Genomic DNA, 20821 nt, shown 5'->3' on the forward strand with positions numbered 1-20821 from the left:
TCTAACACCATATTCTATATAGATTCGGCCGAATAGTCTATTAGGGTTCAGGTCACGTTCGGCACACATGTCTGACTGACTTTCATTACGTCACACGTCGAAACGGAAGGTGAGGATGAGCACGAGAAGCCTCCAAGGAATCGGAACAACGAGGACGACGACGACAACGGAGTCGTCGTCTTCCTATCTCAACAAGATTCTACTGTTGATGGGGTTGTTTTTCTTCATCAACGGGATCTATGTAGCGTTTTTCTCGGATAACATATTCACGGCGTTCGGCTACTACTTCGTGGTGATCGCTGCCGTCTGTGCGATACTGTCACGGGCAATCTCGCCGGAAGAACCACTCATTTCCAAGGAAACGCAACGCAAAGTTCGACAGCTAGCTGGCGGTTCGACGTCGACCCAGACACCCCGTTCCGGACACCAACGGTCGGGACGACAAAACGAGTTCGACGTTCGTCGGTATCTTCGTAAGGTCGTGAAAGCAGTAGAGCGAATCGACGTGGGCGGATCGACGTCGCGTGGCAACGGCCGCGACCGTCTCTAAACCTCTATTTTCCATATTATCGCACAAATTCGGATCACTCGCTATCGAAATCACGTTCCCCCATACTGGCCGTTTTCAGCAACGAGACCGCTCGTAGAGAGTCAACGTTCCGTCTTCGACAAAATCGTCCCCATCGTACACACTTAGTTTAACGTACCCCTTCGTGAGCAGTTTGTCCAACGGTGGTGTCTCGCTCGGATCGAAACGAAGTGACAGACACAACGAACCGTCCTCCTCGAACTGTGCTTTTTTTACTGTCATCCCATATCGCCCATGTTGTCTATATTCCATAATGTATCTCGATTGGTGGTAGATATTACGGAAGTAACGCGAGGGTATATGTCTTGTTTCTATTTGTCATCGAACCTATTCACTTGTCTGTAGAAAGGACATATCCAAATACAACTGAACGAAGGCTGTAACGGACTGTTTCGGCGATATCGATCCGTGTTACTTTCGACGCTCTGGTGTGTGCTACCGATAGTCTGACGTCTTCGAATCGTCTTATAGTGGAATATTTGTCAGTATCGGGTAGGGAGATTCGACTCGCTTGTGGACGAACCGACGAGCGTGCGCGACCGGTTCAGAGTCGAGTAACGTCCCCCTACTGACGAATGATCACGTTACTCTCCCCCTGACTGGTTTCGAAACGAGGAAATGGCAGATTAATTACTGACAACAGGATATTTATGGAGCATCGCGTATATATGAACATACCACATATGAATCGGAATCGTTCAATCGCAATCGTCCTCGTCATCTCCGTGCTCCTCGCTGGTTGTGCTGGTCTCGGTGGTTCGGATACGACGAGTTCGAGTACGGCGACGACGACCGCGACCACGACGAGCGCCCCCACATCGACGAGTTCGAGCGCATCGACGACTACGGCGACGACTACGACCACCACGACCACCACGACGACGGAGGAAACCACGACGACTGAAGAGGCTTGGGAGCCGCCAAAAGCACCGAACACGCCGTTCCAACATAAGGAGGACCCCACCCGCTTGAAGAGCGTCAAACTCGTGGACAAGGTGAAAGCCAAGAGCGGTAACGGCTACTCCAACTTCAACGTCGAAGTCGTCGCCAACACGTCCATGAAGAACGTGGACCCGGAACCGCTCGTCGACGGTGACCCGTACTTCCTCGTCCAGATCAACGGCAAGAACGTCGGTCGGACGGGCGTCCGGTTCCAACACGACGAAGGGACTTACCCCGTCGAAATCGACGAGGGCGCGTTCGAGCAGTTCGACGACGGCACGCTCCACGTGACGGTGTACCTGCTCGACAAGGACCACGAGCACGACGACGTGTACGCCAAGTGGACCGGCACCATCCAGTATAGCTCGAAGTAAGCGGTTCGATTCTTTTTTATAGTTTTTTAGCTCGTGATGAGTAGCACTCCGCTATCGCTACTCCGGATGCATCGGTGGCAGAATTCGTTCCGACTACCGACAAAGCACTTACCACGACTGTTCCAAAATCCGGACATGATCGAAGTCGGAAAAACGCTCTTCGGACTCGTACTCCTCGTCGGAGGTGTGTTTGCGTACCGGTACGCCTATGAGCTGTCACGGTTGGGTGAACGTCTCGATTCCATCGGGAGCACGACGCCGTGGGACGAAGTCGAACCGACAAACTGGCGGGTCCTCCTCAGTCAGATCACGAGCGTCATCGTGGCGGGCGTCGGCGCACTGATGGTGCTCGGAGGAATTTTTTGATTCCCCGAATTATCGAGAATTGGCCGGAACACGTGCCACGGCGAGCATTTCTCGGGAAACGTCTACGACCGTTCGGTCCTCACGAAGTTCCCGGAGGAGTTCTCGCACCGTCCCCCGAGCCTCTTTTTCGTGAGTTTCGAAATCGACGTCGAGCATCGTGCAGAGACCGTTGAACCCTGCGGTCCGCTCTACGCGCAAGTTGGCTCGCTCGAACTCCGCTTCCAGTTCAGCGAGGCGGTAGTAGTGGCACTCGGTCCAATCCGGTTCGTCGTACGTCTGCATGGCGAGTTCACGGGTGTAGTCACCCGAGCGTGCCTCGGGAAGCAGTAACGGATACGTCGTCTCCAAATTCCCTTCGCGAAGGATGATTTCGAGGTTCGCCAACCGCCCGAAGACGGAGACGACGATAGGTGAACCGGGAGTCGCGACCCGACGGAGTTCGTCGAGCGCCGCTGCCCTCCCGTCGGCATCGAGAACATGTGAGAGCGCACCACCGAGACAACACACGCCGTCGAAGGTGTCATCGTCGAACGGAAGTCCACGGAGGTCACCTTGAACGGTACGAACCCGATCAGCAACGTCGTGCTCGGCGATTTTCTCACGCCCGGTACGAAGCTGTGTTCGACTCACGTCGAGGAGAACGGGGCAGTTTCCACGCTCGGCGAGTCGGATCGAATACCGACCGGGGCCGCCACCCGCATCGAGAACCGATCCGTCCTCCGGAAAGAACTCATCGAGATACTCGAACGTTCCTTCGAACGCTACCTCCGAGAGGAACGAACCCCGGCGTCGGCCCCACTCCCAGTCGGCTTCTTCGTTGTAGAACCGACGGGGGTTCATCGAGTCGAACATACTCGTTCTGTGAATTCTTCAGTTATAATCTCTTCCGTAGGAATTGAAATTTCGTTCAGATAGTCTTCTGGATTTACTCCGCGACAGAAGTCACTGTGTCATGGGATAGATTGCTGTAGAATTTCTAATAGTCCCGGGCGGATTCGAACCGCCGTCAATGGCTCCAAAGGCCATTATGATTGGCCACTACACCACGGGACTGCACTCACTTCGATCTCTCACCTTCTGCTACGAAGGCTACGTCGTCACGTAATTCGGGTGGCTACTTGAACGTAACGCATGCGCTTCGTCGTGAAATTCGATAGCCCGCGCTCAGTCCGCGAATCCGTCTTCGACCAGATGTTCACACATGTCCTCGTCGGCGTAGAAGCAGTCCGGACACTGGGGTTCGCGGTCGATGATGGTGTCCAATCGGTTCGCGACGGTTTCGTCGATGACGCTTTCCAGTTGTTTCGCCTCCATCTGGAAGTCATCGACTTCGAGGACGTTGGCGAGGAAGCGTTCCAGAATGCAGTAGGTCTGAAGCGCGTCGCTGGCACGGGCTTCGCCCTCTTCGGTAAGCGTAACCCCGCGATACTTTTCGTGTTCGACCAACTCCCGTTCCTGGAGTTTGCCGACCATTTCGTTGACGCTCGCGGGACTCACGCCGAGTCGGTCCGCGAGTGCGCCGGTCGCCGCCGGGCCGTCTTCGATACGCTGGACGAGATAGATCGCTTTGAGGTACTGATCTGCTGTGTTCATTCTGCGTCCTCCATCAATTCCGCGACTTCTTCGGCACCCGCCGCTTCCTCCGCTCGAATCCCCGAGAGCGTTTCGAGCAGTCGCTCCCGCTCGACGCCGAACGTCGTCTCGCTCTCCTCGATGGCGACGATGAGGTCGTCGTAGAACTTGTACGCCGTCTCCTCGCCGTGCAGTTGGTCGTAGAGCACGCCGTCGAAATCGTCTGGGGCGGTCTGTGCGTACTGCTCGCCCACCAACAGTTCGATCTCCTCGAACGGAATCGTCTCGGCATCGAGTTCGTCGATCAACGATTCGAGTCGACCCCTGTGTTCCGCCGATTCCTCGCGTGCCTCCGCGAGCATCTCGCGTATGTCCTTGTGAAGCTCGTCCTGTTCCTCCGAAGGGAGGGTCTCGAAATGACGCGCAGCCCGTGCCTCGACGACTTCTTCTAGAACGACGCCGATTTGGAGCAAGCGCGCGAGTTGGCGGTCCGACGAGACGCGCTGACTCACACTCATATCCGTGAAAAAGTGGTGGGGAAACTTAACACTCCCTGATGTCGGTCGGGAAAACGAAGGAAAAGAAAACGACGGAATTCAGTAGTCGAGTCGTTCGACGATCTTCGCGTCGAGGTCCTCGCGGAGTTCCTCGACTTCGACTTCGTCGAGAACGGGGACGAAGAACCCTTCCACGAGCATGTTCTTGGCCAGTTCGTCCGGCACGCCGCGCGATCCCATGTAGAACAGGTCCTCCTCGTCGACCTGTCCGACCGTCGCGGAGTGGCTGGCTTCGGTGTCGTGGTTGTTGATGATGAGTTTCGGCGAGGCGTCGGCTTCGCTCTGGTCCGAGAGCATCAGCGTGTTCTCACGCTGGTAGGAACTCGTGTCCCACGCGTCCTTGCCGACGTCCTGCACGCCCTCGTAGACGGAGCGTGCTTCGTCGTCGAGCACGCCGCGAGTGACGAGGTCGGCCGTCGTGTGTTCGTTCTTGTGCCAGACGCGAGCAGCGACGTCGAAGTGCTGGTCGTCGTGGCCGAAGAACGCGCCGACGGTCTTCGTCTCCGAACCCTCGCCGTCGAGCAGCGTCTCGACGGAGGACTTGGTGAGTCGCGAACCGACGTTTCCTTCGACCCAATTGACGGTGGCGTGGTCGGCGGCGGTGCCGCGCTTCAGCGTGTAGGTGTACGTCTCCTCGTCGACGTCCTGTAGGGAACCGTACTGGACGTGGCTGTTCTCGCCAGCCGAGATTTCGACCAAGCCGCTGTAGTAGCGTTCGCCCTCCAACTCCTCGCTCTCCTGGCGTTCCAGGATGGTCACCGAGCTCGATTTCTCGGTGACGACGAGCGTGTAGTTGAACAGCGACTGACTCTGCATCGTCGTCCGAATCGTCACGTCCTCCGCGTCGACGCTTTCGGGGACGTAGACGAGCGTACCGGACGTGAACAGCGCCGTCGAAAGCGCCGTCAGGTAGTTGTCTTTCGGGTCGATGACGGAGCCGAAGTACTCCTCGACGATGTCTTCGTGCTCGTCCAGCGCGTCGGACAGCGAGAGGACGGAGACGCCTTCGGGTTCGACGCGTTCTTTTTCCTCTGCGGCCGACAGCGGGTCGACGAACTCGTCGTAGTCGAGCGCATCGAGGTTCGTCCAGTCGCGTCCCGGCGTTCGGATGACGTCGGGCATGTCGATGTCGTCCAGCGCTTCGAGAGCGTCGAGACGAGTTTCGAGCAGCCACTCGGGCTCGCCGAGGTCGCTCGAAATCTCGCGGACGGTCTCCTCCGAGAGGGTGCTGTGAACCTGCGTGCTCATCCGAGGCTGCCCTCCATTTCGAGTTCGATGAGGCGGTTGAGTTCGACCGCGTACTCGATGGGGAGTTCTTCCGTGATGGGTTCGATGAACCCGCTCACGATCATCTGTTTTGCGTCGTCGTCGTCGAGACCGCGGCTCTGGAGGTAGAAAACGTCCTCGTCACCGATTTTCCCGACGGTCGCCTCGTGGGCGACGTTGACGCGGTTTTCGTTGATCTCCATGTACGGCATGGTGTCCGACGTGGACTCGTTGTCGAACATCAGCGCGTCACACTCGACGGACGTTGACGAGTCCACCGCACCTTCGCTGATGTGAACGAGGCCGCGGTAGTTCGTGCGGCCGCCGTCCTTGCTGATGGACTTCGACTCGATGGTCGAGTTGGTGTTCGGCGCGTTGTGGTACACCTTCGCGCCGGTGTCGATGTTCTGTCCCTCGCCCGCGAAGGCGATGGAAATCTGGTTCGCGGACGCGCCGCGACCCTTGAGGATCGAACACGGGTAGAGCATGGTGGATTTCGACCCCATGCTTCCGGAGACCCACTCCATGCGGCCACCGGCTTCGACGATGGCGCGCTTGGTGTTGAGGTTGTACGTGTTCTTCGACCAGTTCTGCACGGTCGAGTACTGGACGTGAGCGTCCTCGCCGACGAAGACCTCGACGCCGCCGGAGTGGAGGTTGAACGCGGAGTATTTCGGTGCCGAACAGCCCTCGATGTAGTGGACTTCGCTGCCCTCTTCCGCGATGATGAGCGTGTGTTCGAACTGGCCCATTCCTTCGGAGTTCATGCGGAAGTACGCCTGCACCGGCATCTGGACGGTCACGTCCTCGGGGACGTAGACGAACGACCCTCCGGACCAGACCGCGCCGTGGAGCGCCGCGAACTTGTTGTCGCTCGGCGGCACGCACTTCGTCATGAAGTACTCTCGGACGAGGTCTTCGTGCTCCTGGACCGCCTGGTCCATGTTGCAGAAGATGACGCCCTTCTCCTCCCACTGTTCCTGCATGTTCTGGTAGACGACCTCGGACTCGTACTGGGCACCGACGCCGGAGAGCGCGTTGCGCTCCGCCTCCGGGATACCGAGTTTGTCGAAGGTGTCCTTGATGTCGTCCGGGAGATCGTCCCAGTCGTCTGCGCCGCCGCGTTTGTCGACGTCGGGGCGGATGTAGGGGACGATCTCCTCGACATCGAGTCCCGAGAGGTCGGGCTGGCCGGGCCAGTCCGTCGGCATGGGCATGTTCTGGTAATGTTCCAGTGCGCGGAGACGCCGCTGGAGCATCCATTCGGGTTCGTCCTTGTCCTCGCTGATGAGGCGGACGACCTCCTCGGTAAGCCCCTTGTCGGACTTGACCGCGGCTCGCTGTTCCTTCTTGAACTCGAACCGTTCTTCCGTATCTGTCTCTTTCAAGTGGTCCTGATCTGAACTCATGATATCACCTTATGCGGTCTCGTAGACCTGGTCGCGGACCCAGTCGTACCCCTTGTCTTCGAGTTCTTCGGCGAGTTCCGGGCCGCCTTCCTTGACGATTTCGCCGTCGAGCATGATGTGGACCGTGTCGGGTTCCACGTAGTCGAGGATACGCTGGTAGTGGGTAATCTGGAGGATGCCAGTTCCCTGCTCGTCGCGGAGTGCGTTGATTCCTTTCGATACGTCCTGCAGACGGTCGATGTCCAGCCCCGAGTCGATCTCGTCCAGCACCGCGATGGACGGTTCGAGGATGGCGGCCTGCAGCACTTCGTTCTGCTTTTTCTCACCGCCGGAGAACCCGGCGTTGAGGTAGCGCATGGCGAACTTCTCGTCCATGTCGAGCAGTTCCATCTTCTCCTTGAGGAGTTCCTGGAACTCGGCGACGCCGACTTCACCGTCGTCGGCCGGGCCTTCCATCGGACTGGTGTCGTAGCCGGACTCTTCGTCTTCGTCTTCGACTTCGTCCTCTTCACTGAAGAGGTCTTCGCGCTCTTCGAGCTTCGCGTTGAGTGCGGTGCGGAGGAAGTTGGACATCGTGACCCCTTCGATTTCCGCGGGGTACTGGAACGCGAGGAAGATGCCGAGCGCCGCGCGCTCGTTCGGTTCCAGTTCGAGAAGGTTCCACGTTCGCATGTCCTCGGGAATCTCGATGTCGCCGAACTCACCTTCTTCGATGTGAAGGAGTACTTCTCCCTCGGTGACTTCGTACGCGGGGTGGCCCGCGATGACTTTCGACGTCGTCGATTTTCCGCTGCCGTTCGGTCCCATCAACGCGTGGATCTCGCCGGACTTGACTTCGAGATCGACGCCGTTGAGGATCTTTTCGCCTTCTTCCACGACCTCTGCGTGGAGATTTTTCAGTTCGAGCGTTGCCATTGTTAGGTTCACCTAAGTCATTTGGAGCAAGGGTAGGTCCGCCCATAACCGTTTCGCATTCCTGTGCAATCGATTTTCGTAAAGGAAAAAATTGTTTCCCAGATCGGAAAATGGGTGCGTCCCATCGCGGGCGGAACGGGAAATAAAAACGGAACTGACCAGATAAAAGACGGAATCGACCCGATTACATGAAGCTGCTGAGGCCGGTCTGCTGTTGGCCCGTCTTCACTTCCTCCCACGAGACGTCGAGCGCCTCCAGCACGCGCTCGATGGGACCCTTGAGCGTCTTATCGAGCATCTTGTCCCAGTCGATTTCGAACTCTTCCGGAATCTGGTCCGCGTACTCGAAGCAGATGACGTCCTGTTCGTGTTTGAACTCCCCGTACAACGTATCCGGGCGAGCGTCGAAATCACCTTCGCGTTCGATTTGCTCGAAGTACGCCGGATGTACCTTCTTCAGATACAGTCGTTTCGGCTTGCTTCCGCGCTGGAAGTTGGTTCCGAGCAGGAGGTTCGCGTACTTCGCGCCGCGAACCTGTGCCGTGTCCGTGTCGTAGTTGTCGAGTCGTTTGCCGATACCACCCGGGATGGCGACCTCGTTCAAATCGACGTTTCCGTCCTGGAAATCCACGATGATGTCGTGGACGTACTCCTCCACGTCGTCCAAATCTTCCCCGGTCACGATCATCTCGATGACCTGCCGCTGGACCTCCTTCGTGATGGGCGCGATGTCCGAGCGTTTGTACTCGAACCCGGTGATGTCGATGTCGTCTACGTCCTTGCCCTCCTTCCAGACGATGTACCCCGCGTACCGCTTTTTCTTGCCCGCTTGGAAGAACCGCCGGTACAGTTTCTCGAACTCGATCTGGAAGCGGTGTTCGTTCGCGTTCAGTTCCTCGCGCGCGAACTCGTCGTACCTCGAATTGATGTGCTCCTCGATGCCGAAGGATTGTTCGAGGGCCTCGTCCTTCGCGATATCGCCGCCGAGTTCGAGCATCACGGAGTCGGTGTCCCCGTATGCCACTTCGTAGTCGATTTCGTTCGCCGCCGTTTCGGTGAACTCGATGACTTCCCGACCGGTGGCGGTAATCGCCGCACCCATCTCCTTGTCGTAGAGACGGAACCGGTCCCATCCCAGCACGCCGTACAGCGAATTCATGATGACCTTCACCGCGGCTTGCTGCCGGTCGTAAATCCCGTACTCCGCACTGCTTGGGTCGTGTTGGTTCCGCAGTCCCTTTTTCTCCTCACGCTCGGCCAGCGTTTCCGTGATGATGTCGCGGATGATGCCGTCCTCGTCCTTCCGGAAGTGGGTGCCGTTCGGCGCGACGTAGGTATCCCCGTCGAACGTTTCCGGGTCCACCTTCGTCTCGGGGGACGCGTTGATGGTCGCCATCGACATCGGATACAGGGATTTCAGGTCCAGCACCGTGACGTTCTCCCTGACGCCTGTAATCGGGTCGAACACGGCACCGCCCTCGTAATCCTCGCTTTCGACCTGCCCCTTCGACGGGAGTGCGAACTGGCCGTGGGCTTTGTGGAGAACGTAAACGTCCACCGCGTCGCCGGGCGTCGTCGCGTCTTCGAGTTTACACCCGACGAACGAGGCGACTTCCCGCCAAAAGGTGACGATGTCCTGTTTCTTGTCGAGTTCGACGCAGAGTTCCACGTCCCGAACGTTGTATTCGAGCAGTCGGGTCGGGTTCTGTTCCCAGAGGTCACCGATGTCGCCCGCGTAGCGCTCCTTCCCGACGCCGAGTTCGACCTCGCCGACCGCGTCCAGTCGATAGGAGTCGAGTTCGCTGAACTGCGTCCGCTTGTACGCGTACAGCAGGTCGAAGACGACGCGACCCTTGACCGTCGGGCCGCCCCAGTCGCTCCGCCAGACCTCGTTCACGCGCGACAGTCGGTTGTAGTTGAGGTCGTAGTCGTGGTGCGGCCCCTCCAACCGTTCGAGTCTGTCGAGGAAATACGGTGCGTCGAAGTCCTCGAAGTTCCACCCCGTGAGGACGTCGGGGTCGGTGTCGTCGATGTAGTCGAGGAACGAAGCGAGCATGGCTTCTTCCGTGTCGAACGTCCGGACGTCGATGGACGGTTCCTCCCGAAGCGGTTCGTATTCCGGGAGGTCCGTCGGCAGGTCGGCCTCGCCGTCGGGCGCGTCGAACAGCCACGCGATGTACTCGTCGCGGTAGGAGTCGTGGCTCGTCAGACAGATGATCGGTTCCTCGCCGTCCTCCGGGAAGCCGGATCGGTCGTCGACTTCGATGTCGAAGGTGTGTACCCTGAGATTTGCCTGCACCTCGGCCGCTTCGACTTCGCTTTCCTGAACGACGAGGCCGCCGTCCTCCCGCCGTCTCTCGGGAATCCGAATCCCGCTGTTGATGTCCTTGTCGATGAGAAACCGGTTGGGAAAGAGGATGTCAGCCTCGAAGTGCTCGAACTCGTCTCGGATGTTACCGACGTCGCGCGGCGTCCGACCGAAGATTTTTGTCAACTGCTCGCCACGGATACTCTCGTATCCTTCCTCCGAACCCGTAATTCGGCCATCGTTCAGTTTCCCGTCGTTCAGCGTCTTCGTCGGCGCGTAGAAGTACGGTCGAAAGCCGACGACGCGGACGTGTTCCTGTTCGTCGTCCGGCGTCCGGCCGAAGACGTGGATGATGGGTTCCTCGTCGTCGCCGTTCCCGTCGATGGTGTAATCTACCTGTGTCACCGCGAGTTCGATGGTTCCCTGCGAGTCCGGGAGCCAATCGGTGTCGGCGTCCACGACGTGCGCCGTCGTGTCGTTCGCTCCTGCAACGGCGTGGGCTTCCGCTGCGGGGCGTTCCTCGCCGCCCGCAAAGTCGCCAAGCCCGGATTGAGTCATGTCGATTGTTTTTGGCGCTTCCGGGTAAAAACCCTCCCGTTTGTGCCAGTCCCGGAAGGGGAAAGAGATTTAATGTGTTAACTCATAGCACAGGTTGAGGTCAAGCCAATGTCTGACCGTGCAACAGAAGACGGAACGCTGGACTGCGCAGAAACCGAACTACCGGTTCCCGACGAACCGATGAGTTCGATTGAGGCCTATGAGACGGAGGACGGTGTCGTATTCTACGACGCCAACAATCCACTCGGTTGGCTTAAGGCGTCCAGCACGGTCACGCTAGAAAAACACGTCTGAATCGACTCCGAACGCTTTTCCCTTTTATCCACCAACGTTCGACACCGTGTCCGACGACTTCGGCGATGACGATGAATCCTCGGAACCTGATGAGGCTTCGGAAGGGGGTCTATTCCCGAAAAACCCGGCCGACTGGTTTCAGGTTGGTGGGGTGAACGACAGTGATTACAACGGGCCGACCGTCCGCGATTACAGCGAGGTGGACGCACCTTCCGAGATCAAAAACGAGTTCTGGAGACAAGTGCTGTTGTTCAATATCGCCATCTTCTGTCTCGCTCTCGGTGTCTTGCTCATCGCTTTCGAGCAACGATGGGCCTTCGGCGGCGGATTGCTCGCCGTCGGCATCGTGGCGTTCGTACGCGGCTACCGCCGTTATCAGGCGTTCCAGAAGGACTAACCCGCCCGCCGCCGCTAGAACGACCGTATGCGAACCGTGCGCGACGAATCGGGGAAGTCGTATCTGCTGGTCAAACGGTCGAGCGAGTCGAGCCTCGTCCGCGACCCGAAAACCGGAGAGGAGCGATACCTCGAAAACGATAGTCTCGACCCCGTCGAGGGGGAACCCCCGCTGGAAACCGCTGCACGCCGAGTACACCCACCGGTCAGACGAATACTCACCGCCGTCCCGAACGAACGCGCGCTCGGCCTGTTGGTCGAGTTATTCGATCGGGGGGCGGTTCCGGCACGAACCCTCGTCTCGTCGTACGACCTCTGTGAAAGCGATCTGCACGGCTTGCTCGCCGAATTTCGTGCGGCAGGGCTCGTGGAGGAACGCAAAATCGTGGGTGAACGTGGATACGGATTGACCGATATCGCACGGGAGGGACTGGAACTGTTAGTCGGCGACGCCGAGCAGTGAATCGAGTTCCTCGACGTGCGATCGATTCGTGGTCGAATCCTTCTCCACGCGCACGAGGTTATCCGCGCCGCCGACCAACTCGTCGTCGTGGCTGACGACGATGATCTGTTCGACGCCCAACTCTCGCATCGATTCCACGAGTTCGACCAACTGCGAGACGTGTCCCGAGTCGAGGAACACCGTCGGTTCGTCCAGAATGAGCGGGGGCATCGGCGCGCTTCCTTCGATCCCCTCCGCGAGCAACCGATAGATGGCACAGCGCAGGCTCAGGTTGAACAGCGCCCGTTCCCCTCCTGAAAGCTGTTGTGGGTCGAGCGGTTCCCCGTCCTTCTGATAGATCGTGAGACGGTACTCGCCGTCGAGAGCGATACGCGCGTACGAGTCGTTCTGGTACACCAGATCGAACACTTCGTTCAGCATCCGTTCGAGGCTCCGAACGTTTCGCTGGCGGAGTTCCGACCGGAGATCGCCGTACATCGACTGGAGGTCGGCGGCCTCGTCGTACAGCGATTCCAGCGCCGAAACGCGGGCTTCGATGTCTTCACGCCGATCCCGAAGCGCCTCCAACTCCTCGATTTCGCCACGAACGCCGCCGATTCGGTCCATGAGGTCGTCCCGCCGCTCGCGGAGCGAAGACAGTTTATCCGTAACCTGTTCGAGGTAGTTCTCCGCCCGTTCCTCGTCGTCACGGGCTTTTTCGACCGCCGACTCGTCGTACGCTTCGCGGAGCTCCGACTGCCGCGTCCGTTTGTCCGAGAGGCTCTCGCGGCGCTGATCGTTGAGTTCCTCCAGATGGCTTCGCGTTTCCGCTAGCCGTTCGAGCTCCGATTCCGCGTCCGAGATTTTCCCCTGTATGGTTTGTATCCGCTCGATTCGCGCCTCGCGCTCGGCTATCGCCTCGCGCTTCGTTTCGAGCGTTTCGGCTTCTTCCCGGTGGGTCGCCGCCTTCGCTTCGAGTTCGTCCACGTCCGAACGGCGCTCTTCTGCATCCGATCCGAGCGCTTCGGCTTCCTCCCGAAGCTTCTCGGCCTCTTCGCGCTTTTCCTCGACGGTTTGCGCCCGACTTTCGACCAACTGTTCGACGCTCTCCCGGTTGTCCTGCTGTTGTTGCACGCGGTTCTCGGCGGTGACGAGTTCCTCCGCACGCTCGATTTTCGTCTCCAGTTCCGTGCGCGTTTCCCGAAGCGACTCCACTTTCGCTTCCAGTTCCGCTACCCTGGATCGGTCCTCGTCCACGGTATCGACGTGCGGGGATTCCTCCACGGGTTGCCCACACTCCGGGCATTTCCCGGCATCGAGGAGGCGCTCCGCTTCCGCGACTCGCTCCTTCGCGGTTTGTAGTTTCGCCCGAACGTCCGTCTCTTCCTCGCGGCAGTCCGCGAGGTCCGAGCGAAGCGATTCGAGGTGGTCCTTCGCCTCGCCGAACTCTATGGGGGTATCCGTGAACCGCTCCCGATACGACTGTATTTTATCCTCCAACTCCGCCAATTGCTCGCGGCTGGTTTCGAGTTGTTCGGTCGTCTCCTCGACTTCCGCGTCGAGTCGCTCCGCTCGCTGGCGCTTTTCGTCCGCTCGCGATTCGAGGTCGTCCGCGCGCTCGCCGAGGTTCGACGCCTGGTTGTCGAACATCTGGGCTTTCATGCGGTGGTCTTCCAACTCCTCCGCGACGGATTCGTCCTCGGAATCGAGTTCCGCCAATCGCGCGTCGAGCACGTCCTCGTCGGCCGTTTCGAGGGTCGTCTCGGCGAGCAGTTCGTCGGCGTTCGATTCCAACTCCGAGAGTTTCTCCCGAATCTCGCTCGCCCGCGTTCGGCAGTTCTCGCGTTTCCCTTCCGTCTCGGTTATTTCGGCTCGTAGCGATTCGATGTCCTCGGAAATCGATTCCAGTTCCTCCCGTTTTTCCTCGGACGTTTCGAGCGTCTCCCGTGCACCTTCGAGCGTCTTCCGCGCCTCGTCGCGGTTCCCTTCGAACCGCTCGATTTCCGACTCCATCTCGTTGCGCTTCGATTCGAGGTCGTTCAGCAGGTCGTGGAGGTTCTTCTCCTCCTTGCTCTCGATTTGGGATTCGAGTTCCGACAGACTCCCGCTCCGGTCGTCGAGGACGCTTTTCACCCCGAGGCGGGCGTCGCTCGCACGCTCCCGGTACTCCTCCAGTTTCCCGAGTTGGAGGAGGTCGTCGATCATATCCTGTCGCTGTGACGGCGTCGCGTTGATGAGTTTGTTCACCTCTCCCTGTCGGACGTAGGCGCAGTTGACGAACGCCTCCGCGTCCATCCGGAACAGGCCGACGATGTGGTCGCGGACGTCGCGGGCACCGTCGAACGTCGCGTCGGGGGTTTCGAGTACGCATTTCGCGGTCTGGGCGTTCTCCCCCGTCGCACGGATTCGGCGGTGGATGTGGTAGTTCCCGCCAGCGTGCTGGAACCAGAGTTCGACTTCCGCGTCCTCCGCACCGATGGTGACGACGTCTTCGAGCGTTCTGTCGAGCGCTCGCGCGCCGTACAGCGCGAAGAAGCACGCTTCGAGCAGGGAGGATTTGCCGCTCCCGTTGAGACCGTGGATGACCGTGATTCCGGAATCGAGAGTGAGGTCGGCATCCTCGTAGCATTTGAAGTTCGACAGCCGAACGCGTTCGAACTTCACAGGTAGTCCTCCATCGAAACCTGCCCATCCGTTCCGTCAGCAGCGTCGGCGGCGTCAGCCTCGGCCTCGGCGTCACCGGTGTCGTCAGCGCTCGCCGTATCTGCCGTACTTTCCGTTTCGGCCGTACCTTCCGCATCCGCGGTGGACTCCACGGGTTGAGATTCTGCGATCGATCCTTCGGCCGAATCCTGCGACCCTGCTTCGGACCCGTCGTCGGTCGAGGAGTCGGAGGTCGATTTCACCGCGACAGCCGTTCCATCTTCGGGATCCGAACTCACCGAAACGGAAATATCGGACCCGTCCGTCTCGGATTCCTCGTCCGTCGATTCCGATCCTTCGCCTTCCATCGGTTCGAACGCCCCGACGTCGTCCGCGATGCGGGTCGAAACGTGATCTTCGACGGCCGCCCGGACGTTCGAATCCGCGACTTTGCTCGCGCGAACGAGTTCGTCCAGTTCGTGTGCGGCCTCGCTGAGTCCCATCTCACGGACGCGCTGCCGCACGGCGTCGTCCGGGTCGGCGAACGAAACCGACAGTTCGTCGGCTTCGGCTTCGATCTCCCGCCGGTCGGTGATGCGGGCGACGAGCGCCCCCGCCTCCAGCGCGAACTCCTCCACGCGGGCGGGCGTGACGTCCTTCCCTTCGCCCTCGATCGAGATCAGGACGACCGAATCTTCCACGTCGTACTCCCGAATCGCGTCACGCACGCGGTCGATACCATCGTCCTCGCCGAGCGTCACCGAGACATACACGAAATCGCGAGTCTGAATGCCGCGCCGAGTGATGGTCACGTCGTCCGAAAACTGGACGATGTTGTATCCTCGGTCGTCGCGCTCGCTCGCGCTGGCGCGCTCGGTCGAACCGCAGTAGGTGACCCACGCGTCGGCGACCTCCTCCCGTTGTGGTTTGTGGTTGTCGCCGAGCAACATCGCGTCGAACTCGACGGACGCCTCGGTCAGCACTTCCTCCGCGTCCCAGTTGCCGAACTCGAACGGCTGAAACAGGCCGTGAGCGACGAGTGCGGCGGCATTCGCGTCGTGTTCGTCGAACTCGTATTCGAGTTCGTCGCGTTTCGAGAGCGGAACGTGGTCTAAGCCGTAGAAGGCGGTGTCGCCGACGATGGTCGGCGACGGTCCGAGTCGCGTCGCAAGCCCGAGCGTCTCGAAGAGGTCGAGCCACTGTTGGCCGTGCGTGCTCTCGTGGTTCCCGACGATTGCGAGAAACGGGATGTCCGCCCGATTGAGTTTCCGAAGGACGGAAATCGTCCCGTGGAGGTCGATGAGTCCCGGTCGGCGGTCGTGAAACAGGTCACCGGCGTGGACCACGGCGTCGACGTTGTCCTCGATGGCGTCCTCGACGACCCTGTCGAAGGCGGCAAGAAAATCGTCCCGTCGCTCGGGCGAATGGTACTGGCGATACCCGATGTGAGTGTCGCCCGTGTGAATCACCCGTGTCATTGCTTTCGGTAGGTTCCCTTCTCATAAATTGTTTCCGTGACGGTCGCGTTGAGAGGTGCATGACGTTTCAGACGGCTCACATTCGAGCCGACCTGCTCGCCGACCTCGACGGAACGGTCGCCGTCGCTGACAGCGGTTCCGACGATTCGATCCCCGTCCATTTCCCGTTCACCGGCGAACAAATCGGCAGCGTTCCGGCGGCGACCGAGCGGGACGTTTCCGAGGCGGTTTCGCGTGCGCGGGCGGCCCAACGCGAGTGGTCGTCGTGGTCGGTCGAACGACGGGCGAGCGTTCTGTCCCGATTTCACGACCTCGTGCTCGACAGGCAGAACGAACTGCTCGACGTGATGGGGTTGGAAAGCGGAAAAGCACGGCAGCACTCCTTTGAAGAAGTCCTCGACGTGGCGACCAACGCCCGGTACTACGCGAACCGTGGGGCGGACTTCCTGCGCCCACGTCGGCGAGATGGAGCGATTCCGCTCGCGACGAAGACGAAGGAGTACAGAACTCCCGTCGGCGTCGTCGGGATTATCGCGCCGTGGAACTACCCGCTCACGCTCGCCGTCTCGGACGCGATTCCAGCGCTGTTGGCCGGAAATTCGGTCGTCCTGAAACCGGCAGAGGAGACGCCGTTTACCGCACTGTTCGCCGCGAAACTGCTTCGGGAGGCTGGAGTGCCGGAGACGGTCTTCCAGGTAGTGACCGGTCGTGGGGGTGAGGTCGGCCCGGCGCTCATCGACGGCGTGGATTTCGTGGGGTTCACCGGCAGCACCGAGTCGGGGCGGACGGTGGCGAAGCGCGCAGGGGAAAACCTCGTGAAGTGCTCGCTTGAACTCGGCGGAAAAAATCCCATGCTCGTTCTCGACGATGCGGACGTGAGCGAAGCGGTCGAGGGCGCGATTCGTGGCTGTTTCACCAACGCCGGACAGCTCTGTCTCTCCTTCGAGCGACTGTACGTCCAGGACGGCGTGTACGACGCGTTCCTGCGTCGATTCGCGGAACGAACCCGGAACCTCACGATGGCCCCATCGCTCGACTACGATATCGAGGTCGGATCGCTCGTCTCCGAAGGGCAGTTCGAGAAAGTACGGACACACGTCGATGACGCCGTGGAGAAGGGAGCGACGCTCGTGACGGGCGGAAACGCGCGGCCGGACCTCGGGCCGTACTTCTTCGAGCCGACGATTTTGGAGGGGGTGACGGACGGGATGGTTATCGCCCGCGAGGAGACGTTCGGACCGGTCGTCTCCGTCACCCGGTTCTCGAATGCGGCGGAGGCGATTCGACTCGCCAACGACTCCGAACACGGTCTGAACGCGAGCGTCTGGACGACCGATTCCGAGCGAGGATGGAACGTCGCCCGGCAAATCGACTGTGGGACGGTAGGGATCAACGACCCGTATCACGCGACGTGGGCGTCGGTCGACGCACCGATGGGCGGCATGAAGGCTTCGGGTGTCGGTCGACGTCACGGCCGCGAGGGGATTGTGAAGTACACCGAATCGCAGACGGTCGCCGAACAGCGGTTCGCCTCGCTCGCGCCACCGCGACGGATTCCGACGGAGTGGTACACACGAGCGATGACTGGCGTGATGCGTGCGTTCAAGTGGATCGAGGGTGGTCGATAGATGTCCGTCTTTCTCACCGGATTTCCGGGATTCCTCGGGTCGGCGCTGACAGAGCGGTTGGTCGCCCGTGGGCGTTCGGTTACCTGCCTCGTGCAGCCGAAATACCGGCGGAAAGCCGAGCGACGGGCACGGAAAATCGAACGCGAGTCGATGGGGAACGAGTCGGGAGGCATCGAACTCCTCGCGGGGGACATCACCGAATCGGACCTCGGTCTCGGCGAAGAGATGGATCCGTTGCAGTCCGATACCGACGCCGTCTACCATCTCGCGGCCACGTACGACCTCGCCGTGAGTCGGGAGGTCGGAATGGCAGTCAACGTCGACGGGACGAAAAACGTCCTCGATTTCGCGGACGGTTGTGGAGACCTCCGGCGGTTCCAGTACGTGAGCACCTGTTACGTGAGCGGGCGCTACGACGGGACGTTCACGGAGGACCACCTCGTGGAGGGGCAGCAGTTCAACAACTACTACGAGACGACGAAGTATCTCGCCGAGGTGGCGGTACAGGAGCGGATGGCCGACGGGTTGCCCGCGACCATTTACCGCCCGGGAATCGTCGTCGGGAATAGCGAAACCGGCGAGACACAGAAGTACGACGGTCCGTACTACCTGCTTCGGTGGCTTCTGCGTCAACCCTCGGTGGCCGTCGCCCCGGTCCTCGGAAACCCGGCGGCGTACGAGGTCAACGTCGTCCCACGGAACTTCGTGATCGATGCGATAGCCGAACTGAGCAGAGTGGACGAATCGGTCGGAGAGGTGTACCAGCTCTGTGATCCGAATCCCCTCACGGTGGACGAGATGCTTCGAGTCTTCGGACGGGCGACGGGGAAACGGGTCGTCCGGGTGCCGGTTCCGAAGAGCGCCCTGAAACGGGTGCTTTCCAGCCTGCCGGAGTTGGGTATCGAACCGGCAACACTCGATTACTTCGACCAGCCGACGAGCTATGCCTGTGAGAACGCGCTTGCCGCGCTCGAAACGATCGACGAACCGGTTCGCTGTCCGGCGTTCGGGTCGTACGTCGGGAATCTGGTGTCGTTCGTCCGCGAACACCCGGAAATTACGCCCGACGCGATGGTGTGACCGTGGAGCAACGGAAGCGGGAATTGGTAAGATAGCTACCGTTGTAAACGGCGAAGTGAGCAAAACAGAGTGAGTAGACGGAGTGGTGGAGGCAGGGTGAGTGGAGGGGGTGAGGGGAGTGGTGGAGGCAGGGTGAGTGGAGGGAGTGAGGGAAGTGGTGGAGGCGGGCAGGGTGGAAGGAGTGGGGAAAGTGGAGGAAGCGAGGGGAGTAGAGGGAGTGAATCGAGTGGATGGCGTCAGTCGATCGAGAGGCGTATGGTCTGGTTGTGCCACGGGTGGCTACCGTTGGCCGCGCCATGAGATATAAACCCTCAGGTGGGTCGGGGAGTTAGAGGTCGAGCGTGTAGAGGCGCTTGCGGGCGTCGGAGAACGAAAACCGTGAATCCACGAGGTCTTCGTCTTCGAGACGGGTCAGGGCGTAGCGAACGGTTCGCGGGGGCAGTAGCGTCTCGTCCGCGAGTTCGCTCTGGGTCATCGTCTCGTTGTATTCCAGCACCTTTGCGACTAACTTTGCGCTCGGAGGGAGGTCGCGGATGGTGGCGGTCGAATCCACGTCCTGAAGCCGAGTATCGGTCGTTCGTGATAGCTCTGGGGCACTCATCAATCGTCCATTTCGGATACAGCGTAATAATATTTCCCATTCGTTTTTATTACCTTCAGGAATTAAAATGCAGGGATGGTCCGCGTGTACCAACAGGTCGGTCACCCGAAGCCTCTTAAGATGCAGGCTCTTATCCGGAACTGATGACCGATACTGTGGATGACGTAGAACTCCCATACGACGAGGAGAGTACGTCACAACAGGAACAAATAGAGGCTCTCCAAGAGCGTCTCGACGTCCTCGAATCCCAGAACGAGGAAATGCGGGACAAGCTTCTCGACGCGAACGCAGAGAACAACAAGTATCAGCAGAAACTCGAACGGCTCACTCACGAGAACAAGAAGCTGAAGCAGTCACCGCTGTTCGTCGCCACGGTACAGGAGATTACCGACGAAGGCGTCATCATCAAACAACACGGCAACAACCAGGAAGCGGTCACCGAAGTGACCGAGGAAATGCGCGAGGACCTCGACCCCGACGCACGCGTCGCCGTGAACAACTCCCTCTCTATCGTGAAGACGCTAGACGACGAGACTGACGTGCGCGCTCGCGTGATGCAGGTCACGAAGAGTCCCGAGGTCACCTACGCCGACATCGGCGGACTCGAAGAGCAGATGAACGAGGTTCGGGAGACCGTCGAGATGCCGCTCGAACACCCCGAGATGTTCGAAGAGGTCGGTATCGAACCACCGAGCGGTGTGCTCCTCTACGGCCCACCGGGAACCGGGAAGACGATGCTGGCCAAGGCCGTCGCCAACCAGACCGACGCCACGTTCATCAAGATGGCCGGGTCGGAACTCGTCCACAAGTTCATCGGCGAGGGTGCGAAACTCGTCCGCGACCTGTTCCAAGTCGCACGCGACCACGAGCCAGCGGTCCTCTTCATCGACGAAATCGACGCCATCGCGTCGAAGCGTACCGACTCGAAGACGTCGGGCGACGCCGAAGTCCAGCGGACGATGATGCAACTGCTCTCGGAGATGGACGGCTTCGAGGACCGCGGTGAAATCCGCATCATCGCGGCCACCAACCGCTTCGACATGCTCGACCGCGCCATCCTCCGCCCCGGTCGCTTCGACCGCCTCATCGAAGTGCCCAACCCCGGCGAGGAAGGCCGCGAGCAGATCTTCAAGATCCACACCCGCGACATGAACGTCGCCGACGACGTGGACTTCGCACACCTCTCGGAGGAGACGGGTGACGCCAGCGGTGCCGACATCAAGGCCATCTGTACCGAGGCCGGGATGTTCGCTATCCGCGACGACCGCACCGAAATCCGGATGCAGGACTTCCTCGACGCACAGGAGAAGATCGAGCAGGAAGAAGAGGAGAACGACGAAGTCTCCAAGACGTTCGCGTAATCCCGTTTAAACAATTCTGGGCCGCCCGCAGCACCCGCTTCG

Annotated in this window: 19 protein-coding genes and 1 tRNA gene; 9 read left to right on the forward strand and 11 right to left on the reverse strand. The window is 59.9% G+C overall.

Translation table 11 applies throughout. From position 1 onward, the window contains the following. The first annotated feature begins 115 nt into the window (after positions 1 to 115). The 3 genes from A4G99_RS17220 (at position 116) to A4G99_RS17230 (ending at position 2271) form a co-directional block, all read left to right on the forward strand. The gene (locus A4G99_RS17220) at positions 116 to 550 is read left to right on the forward strand and encodes a hypothetical protein (protein WP_223301950.1); all 435 of its coding nucleotides are present in this window, start codon (positions 116 to 118) and stop codon (positions 548 to 550) included. Between the two features lie 722 nt (positions 551 to 1272). After that, on the forward strand, positions 1273 to 1905 hold the full coding sequence (locus A4G99_RS26080; RefSeq protein ID WP_190303793.1) for a hypothetical protein: 633 nt from the start codon (positions 1273 to 1275) through the stop codon (positions 1903 to 1905). Between the two features lie 135 nt (positions 1906 to 2040). Beyond that, positions 2041 to 2271, forward strand: a complete 231-nt coding sequence (locus tag A4G99_RS17230) for a hypothetical protein (protein WP_066146347.1) — start codon at positions 2041 to 2043, stop codon at positions 2269 to 2271. A 9-nt stretch (positions 2272 to 2280) separates the two neighbouring features. Here the strand turns inward: A4G99_RS17230 and A4G99_RS17235 are convergent, their stop codons facing one another. From A4G99_RS17235 to A4G99_RS17270, 8 genes are all read right to left on the reverse strand, one after another. After that, positions 2281 to 3123, reverse strand: a complete 843-nt coding sequence (locus A4G99_RS17235) for a class I SAM-dependent methyltransferase (RefSeq protein ID WP_066146350.1) — start codon at positions 3121 to 3123, stop codon at positions 2281 to 2283. 128 nt (positions 3124 to 3251) lie between these two features. Beyond that, positions 3252 to 3324: transfer RNA gene (locus A4G99_RS17240), tRNA-Gln, on the reverse strand. A gap of 111 nt (positions 3325 to 3435) precedes the next feature. Continuing rightward, the gene (locus A4G99_RS17245) at positions 3436 to 3864 is read right to left on the reverse strand and encodes a metal-dependent transcriptional regulator (RefSeq protein ID WP_066146353.1); all 429 of its coding nucleotides are present in this window, start codon (positions 3862 to 3864) and stop codon (positions 3436 to 3438) included. After that, on the reverse strand, positions 3861 to 4361 hold the full coding sequence (locus tag A4G99_RS17250; protein ID WP_066146357.1) for a rubrerythrin: 501 nt from the start codon (positions 4359 to 4361) through the stop codon (positions 3861 to 3863). The genes A4G99_RS17245 and A4G99_RS17250 overlap by 4 nt, the downstream gene beginning before the upstream one ends. 78 nt (positions 4362 to 4439) lie before the next feature. After that, a complete protein-coding gene (gene sufD / locus A4G99_RS17255; protein ID WP_066146360.1) occupies positions 4440 to 5648 on the reverse strand; it encodes a Fe-S cluster assembly protein SufD in 1209 nt (402 codons plus the stop codon). Beyond that, on the reverse strand, positions 5645 to 7075 hold the full coding sequence (sufB, locus tag A4G99_RS17260; protein ID WP_066146363.1) for a Fe-S cluster assembly protein SufB: 1431 nt from the start codon (positions 7073 to 7075) through the stop codon (positions 5645 to 5647). Before sufB ends, sufD begins: the two co-directional genes overlap by 4 nt. Before the next feature lie 9 nt (positions 7076 to 7084). Further along, positions 7085 to 7990: an ABC transporter ATP-binding protein gene (locus tag A4G99_RS17265; protein ID WP_066146365.1), complete on the reverse strand. Its 906-nt coding sequence runs from the start codon at positions 7988 to 7990 to the stop codon at positions 7085 to 7087. A 184-nt stretch (positions 7991 to 8174) separates the two neighbouring features. Then, positions 8175 to 10856 carry a DNA-directed DNA polymerase gene (locus A4G99_RS17270; RefSeq protein WP_066146368.1) on the reverse strand — a complete coding sequence of 894 codons (2682 nt, stop codon included), beginning with the start codon at positions 10854 to 10856 and terminating at the stop codon, positions 8175 to 8177. Between the two features lie 108 nt (positions 10857 to 10964). On the opposite strand from A4G99_RS17270, the gene A4G99_RS17275 reads away from it, so the two are divergent. The 3 genes from A4G99_RS17275 to A4G99_RS17285 are packed head-to-tail and all read left to right on the forward strand — an operon-like array spanning position 10965 to position 12009. Further along, the gene (locus A4G99_RS17275; RefSeq protein ID WP_066146371.1) at positions 10965 to 11150 is read left to right on the forward strand and encodes a hypothetical protein; all 186 of its coding nucleotides are present in this window, start codon (positions 10965 to 10967) and stop codon (positions 11148 to 11150) included. Between the two features lie 46 nt (positions 11151 to 11196). Further along, complete coding sequence (locus tag A4G99_RS17280; protein WP_066146375.1) at positions 11197 to 11547, forward strand: hypothetical protein; 351 nt, start codon at positions 11197 to 11199, stop codon at positions 11545 to 11547. A 27-nt stretch (positions 11548 to 11574) separates the two neighbouring features. Then, on the forward strand, positions 11575 to 12009 hold the full coding sequence (locus A4G99_RS17285) for a hypothetical protein (RefSeq protein WP_066146379.1): 435 nt from the start codon (positions 11575 to 11577) through the stop codon (positions 12007 to 12009). On the opposite strand, the gene rad50 is transcribed toward A4G99_RS17285, so the two are convergent. Continuing rightward, positions 11986 to 14652, reverse strand: coding sequence for a DNA double-strand break repair ATPase Rad50 (rad50, locus tag A4G99_RS17290; RefSeq protein WP_066146383.1), 2667 nt, complete (start codon positions 14650 to 14652; stop codon positions 11986 to 11988). The genes A4G99_RS17285 and rad50 overlap by 24 nt on opposite strands. Beyond that, on the reverse strand, positions 14649 to 16109 hold the full coding sequence (gene mre11, locus A4G99_RS17295; RefSeq protein ID WP_066146386.1) for a DNA double-strand break repair protein Mre11: 1461 nt from the start codon (positions 16107 to 16109) through the stop codon (positions 14649 to 14651). The genes rad50 and mre11 overlap by 4 nt, the downstream gene beginning before the upstream one ends. Before the next feature lie 59 nt (positions 16110 to 16168). On the opposite strand from mre11, the gene A4G99_RS17300 reads away from it, so the two are divergent. Together A4G99_RS17300 and A4G99_RS17305 are read left to right on the forward strand one after the other, a co-directional pair. Next, entirely contained in the window at positions 16169 to 17737 is a 1569-nt protein-coding gene (locus A4G99_RS17300) for a succinic semialdehyde dehydrogenase (RefSeq protein ID WP_066146389.1), read from the forward strand. Continuing rightward, on the forward strand, positions 17738 to 18817 hold the full coding sequence (locus A4G99_RS17305; protein WP_066146392.1) for an SDR family oxidoreductase: 1080 nt from the start codon (positions 17738 to 17740) through the stop codon (positions 18815 to 18817). A 328-nt stretch (positions 18818 to 19145) separates the two neighbouring features. Here A4G99_RS17305 and A4G99_RS17310 read toward each other — a convergent pair whose 3' ends face one another. After that, positions 19146 to 19418: a helix-turn-helix domain-containing protein gene (locus A4G99_RS17310; protein ID WP_066146395.1), complete on the reverse strand. Its 273-nt coding sequence runs from the start codon at positions 19416 to 19418 to the stop codon at positions 19146 to 19148. Between the two features lie 143 nt (positions 19419 to 19561). Here A4G99_RS17310 and A4G99_RS17315 point away from each other — a divergent pair, with 143 nt between their 5' ends. Beyond that, positions 19562 to 20779 carry a proteasome-activating nucleotidase gene (locus A4G99_RS17315; RefSeq protein ID WP_066146398.1) on the forward strand — a complete coding sequence of 406 codons (1218 nt, stop codon included), beginning with the start codon at positions 19562 to 19564 and terminating at the stop codon, positions 20777 to 20779. Positions 20780 to 20821 lie beyond the last annotated feature (42 nt).

This window comes from Haladaptatus sp. R4 (assembly GCF_001625445.1).
GTDB lineage: Archaea > Halobacteriota > Halobacteria > Halobacteriales > Haladaptataceae > Haladaptatus.

What these genes read in the sequence shown, in the direction of transcription:
- A4G99_RS17270 (WP_066146368.1), bottom strand. Translation starts at nt 10,856, where the DNA reads ATGACTCAATCCGGGCTTGGCGACTTTGCGGGCGGCGAGGAACGCCCC.
- A4G99_RS17220 (WP_223301950.1), top strand. Translation starts at nt 116, where the DNA reads ATGAGCACGAGAAGCCTCCAAGGAATCGGAACAACGAGGACGACGACG.
- A4G99_RS17305 (WP_066146392.1), top strand. Translation starts at nt 17,738, where the DNA reads ATGTCCGTCTTTCTCACCGGATTTCCGGGATTCCTCGGGTCGGCGCTG.
- A4G99_RS17275 (WP_066146371.1), top strand. Translation starts at nt 10,965, where the DNA reads ATGTCTGACCGTGCAACAGAAGACGGAACGCTGGACTGCGCAGAAACC.
- A4G99_RS17245 (WP_066146353.1), bottom strand. Translation starts at nt 3,864, where the DNA reads ATGAACACAGCAGATCAGTACCTCAAAGCGATCTATCTCGTCCAGCGT.
- sufD (WP_066146360.1), bottom strand. Translation starts at nt 5,648, where the DNA reads ATGAGCACGCAGGTTCACAGCACCCTCTCGGAGGAGACCGTCCGCGAG.
- A4G99_RS17300 (WP_066146389.1), top strand. Translation starts at nt 16,169, where the DNA reads ATGACGTTTCAGACGGCTCACATTCGAGCCGACCTGCTCGCCGACCTC.
- A4G99_RS17310 (WP_066146395.1), bottom strand. Translation starts at nt 19,418, where the DNA reads ATGAGTGCCCCAGAGCTATCACGAACGACCGATACTCGGCTTCAGGAC.
- mre11 (WP_066146386.1), bottom strand. Translation starts at nt 16,109, where the DNA reads ATGACACGGGTGATTCACACGGGCGACACTCACATCGGGTATCGCCAG.
- sufB (WP_066146363.1), bottom strand. Translation starts at nt 7,075, where the DNA reads ATGAGTTCAGATCAGGACCACTTGAAAGAGACAGATACGGAAGAACGG.
- A4G99_RS26080 (WP_190303793.1), top strand. Translation starts at nt 1,273, where the DNA reads ATGAATCGGAATCGTTCAATCGCAATCGTCCTCGTCATCTCCGTGCTC.
- A4G99_RS17235 (WP_066146350.1), bottom strand. Translation starts at nt 3,123, where the DNA reads ATGTTCGACTCGATGAACCCCCGTCGGTTCTACAACGAAGAAGCCGAC.
- A4G99_RS17285 (WP_066146379.1), top strand. Translation starts at nt 11,575, where the DNA reads ATGCGAACCGTGCGCGACGAATCGGGGAAGTCGTATCTGCTGGTCAAA.
- A4G99_RS17250 (WP_066146357.1), bottom strand. Translation starts at nt 4,361, where the DNA reads ATGAGTGTGAGTCAGCGCGTCTCGTCGGACCGCCAACTCGCGCGCTTG.
- A4G99_RS17315 (WP_066146398.1), top strand. Translation starts at nt 19,562, where the DNA reads ATGACCGATACTGTGGATGACGTAGAACTCCCATACGACGAGGAGAGT.
- A4G99_RS17265 (WP_066146365.1), bottom strand. Translation starts at nt 7,990, where the DNA reads ATGGCAACGCTCGAACTGAAAAATCTCCACGCAGAGGTCGTGGAAGAA.
- A4G99_RS17230 (WP_066146347.1), top strand. Translation starts at nt 2,041, where the DNA reads ATGATCGAAGTCGGAAAAACGCTCTTCGGACTCGTACTCCTCGTCGGA.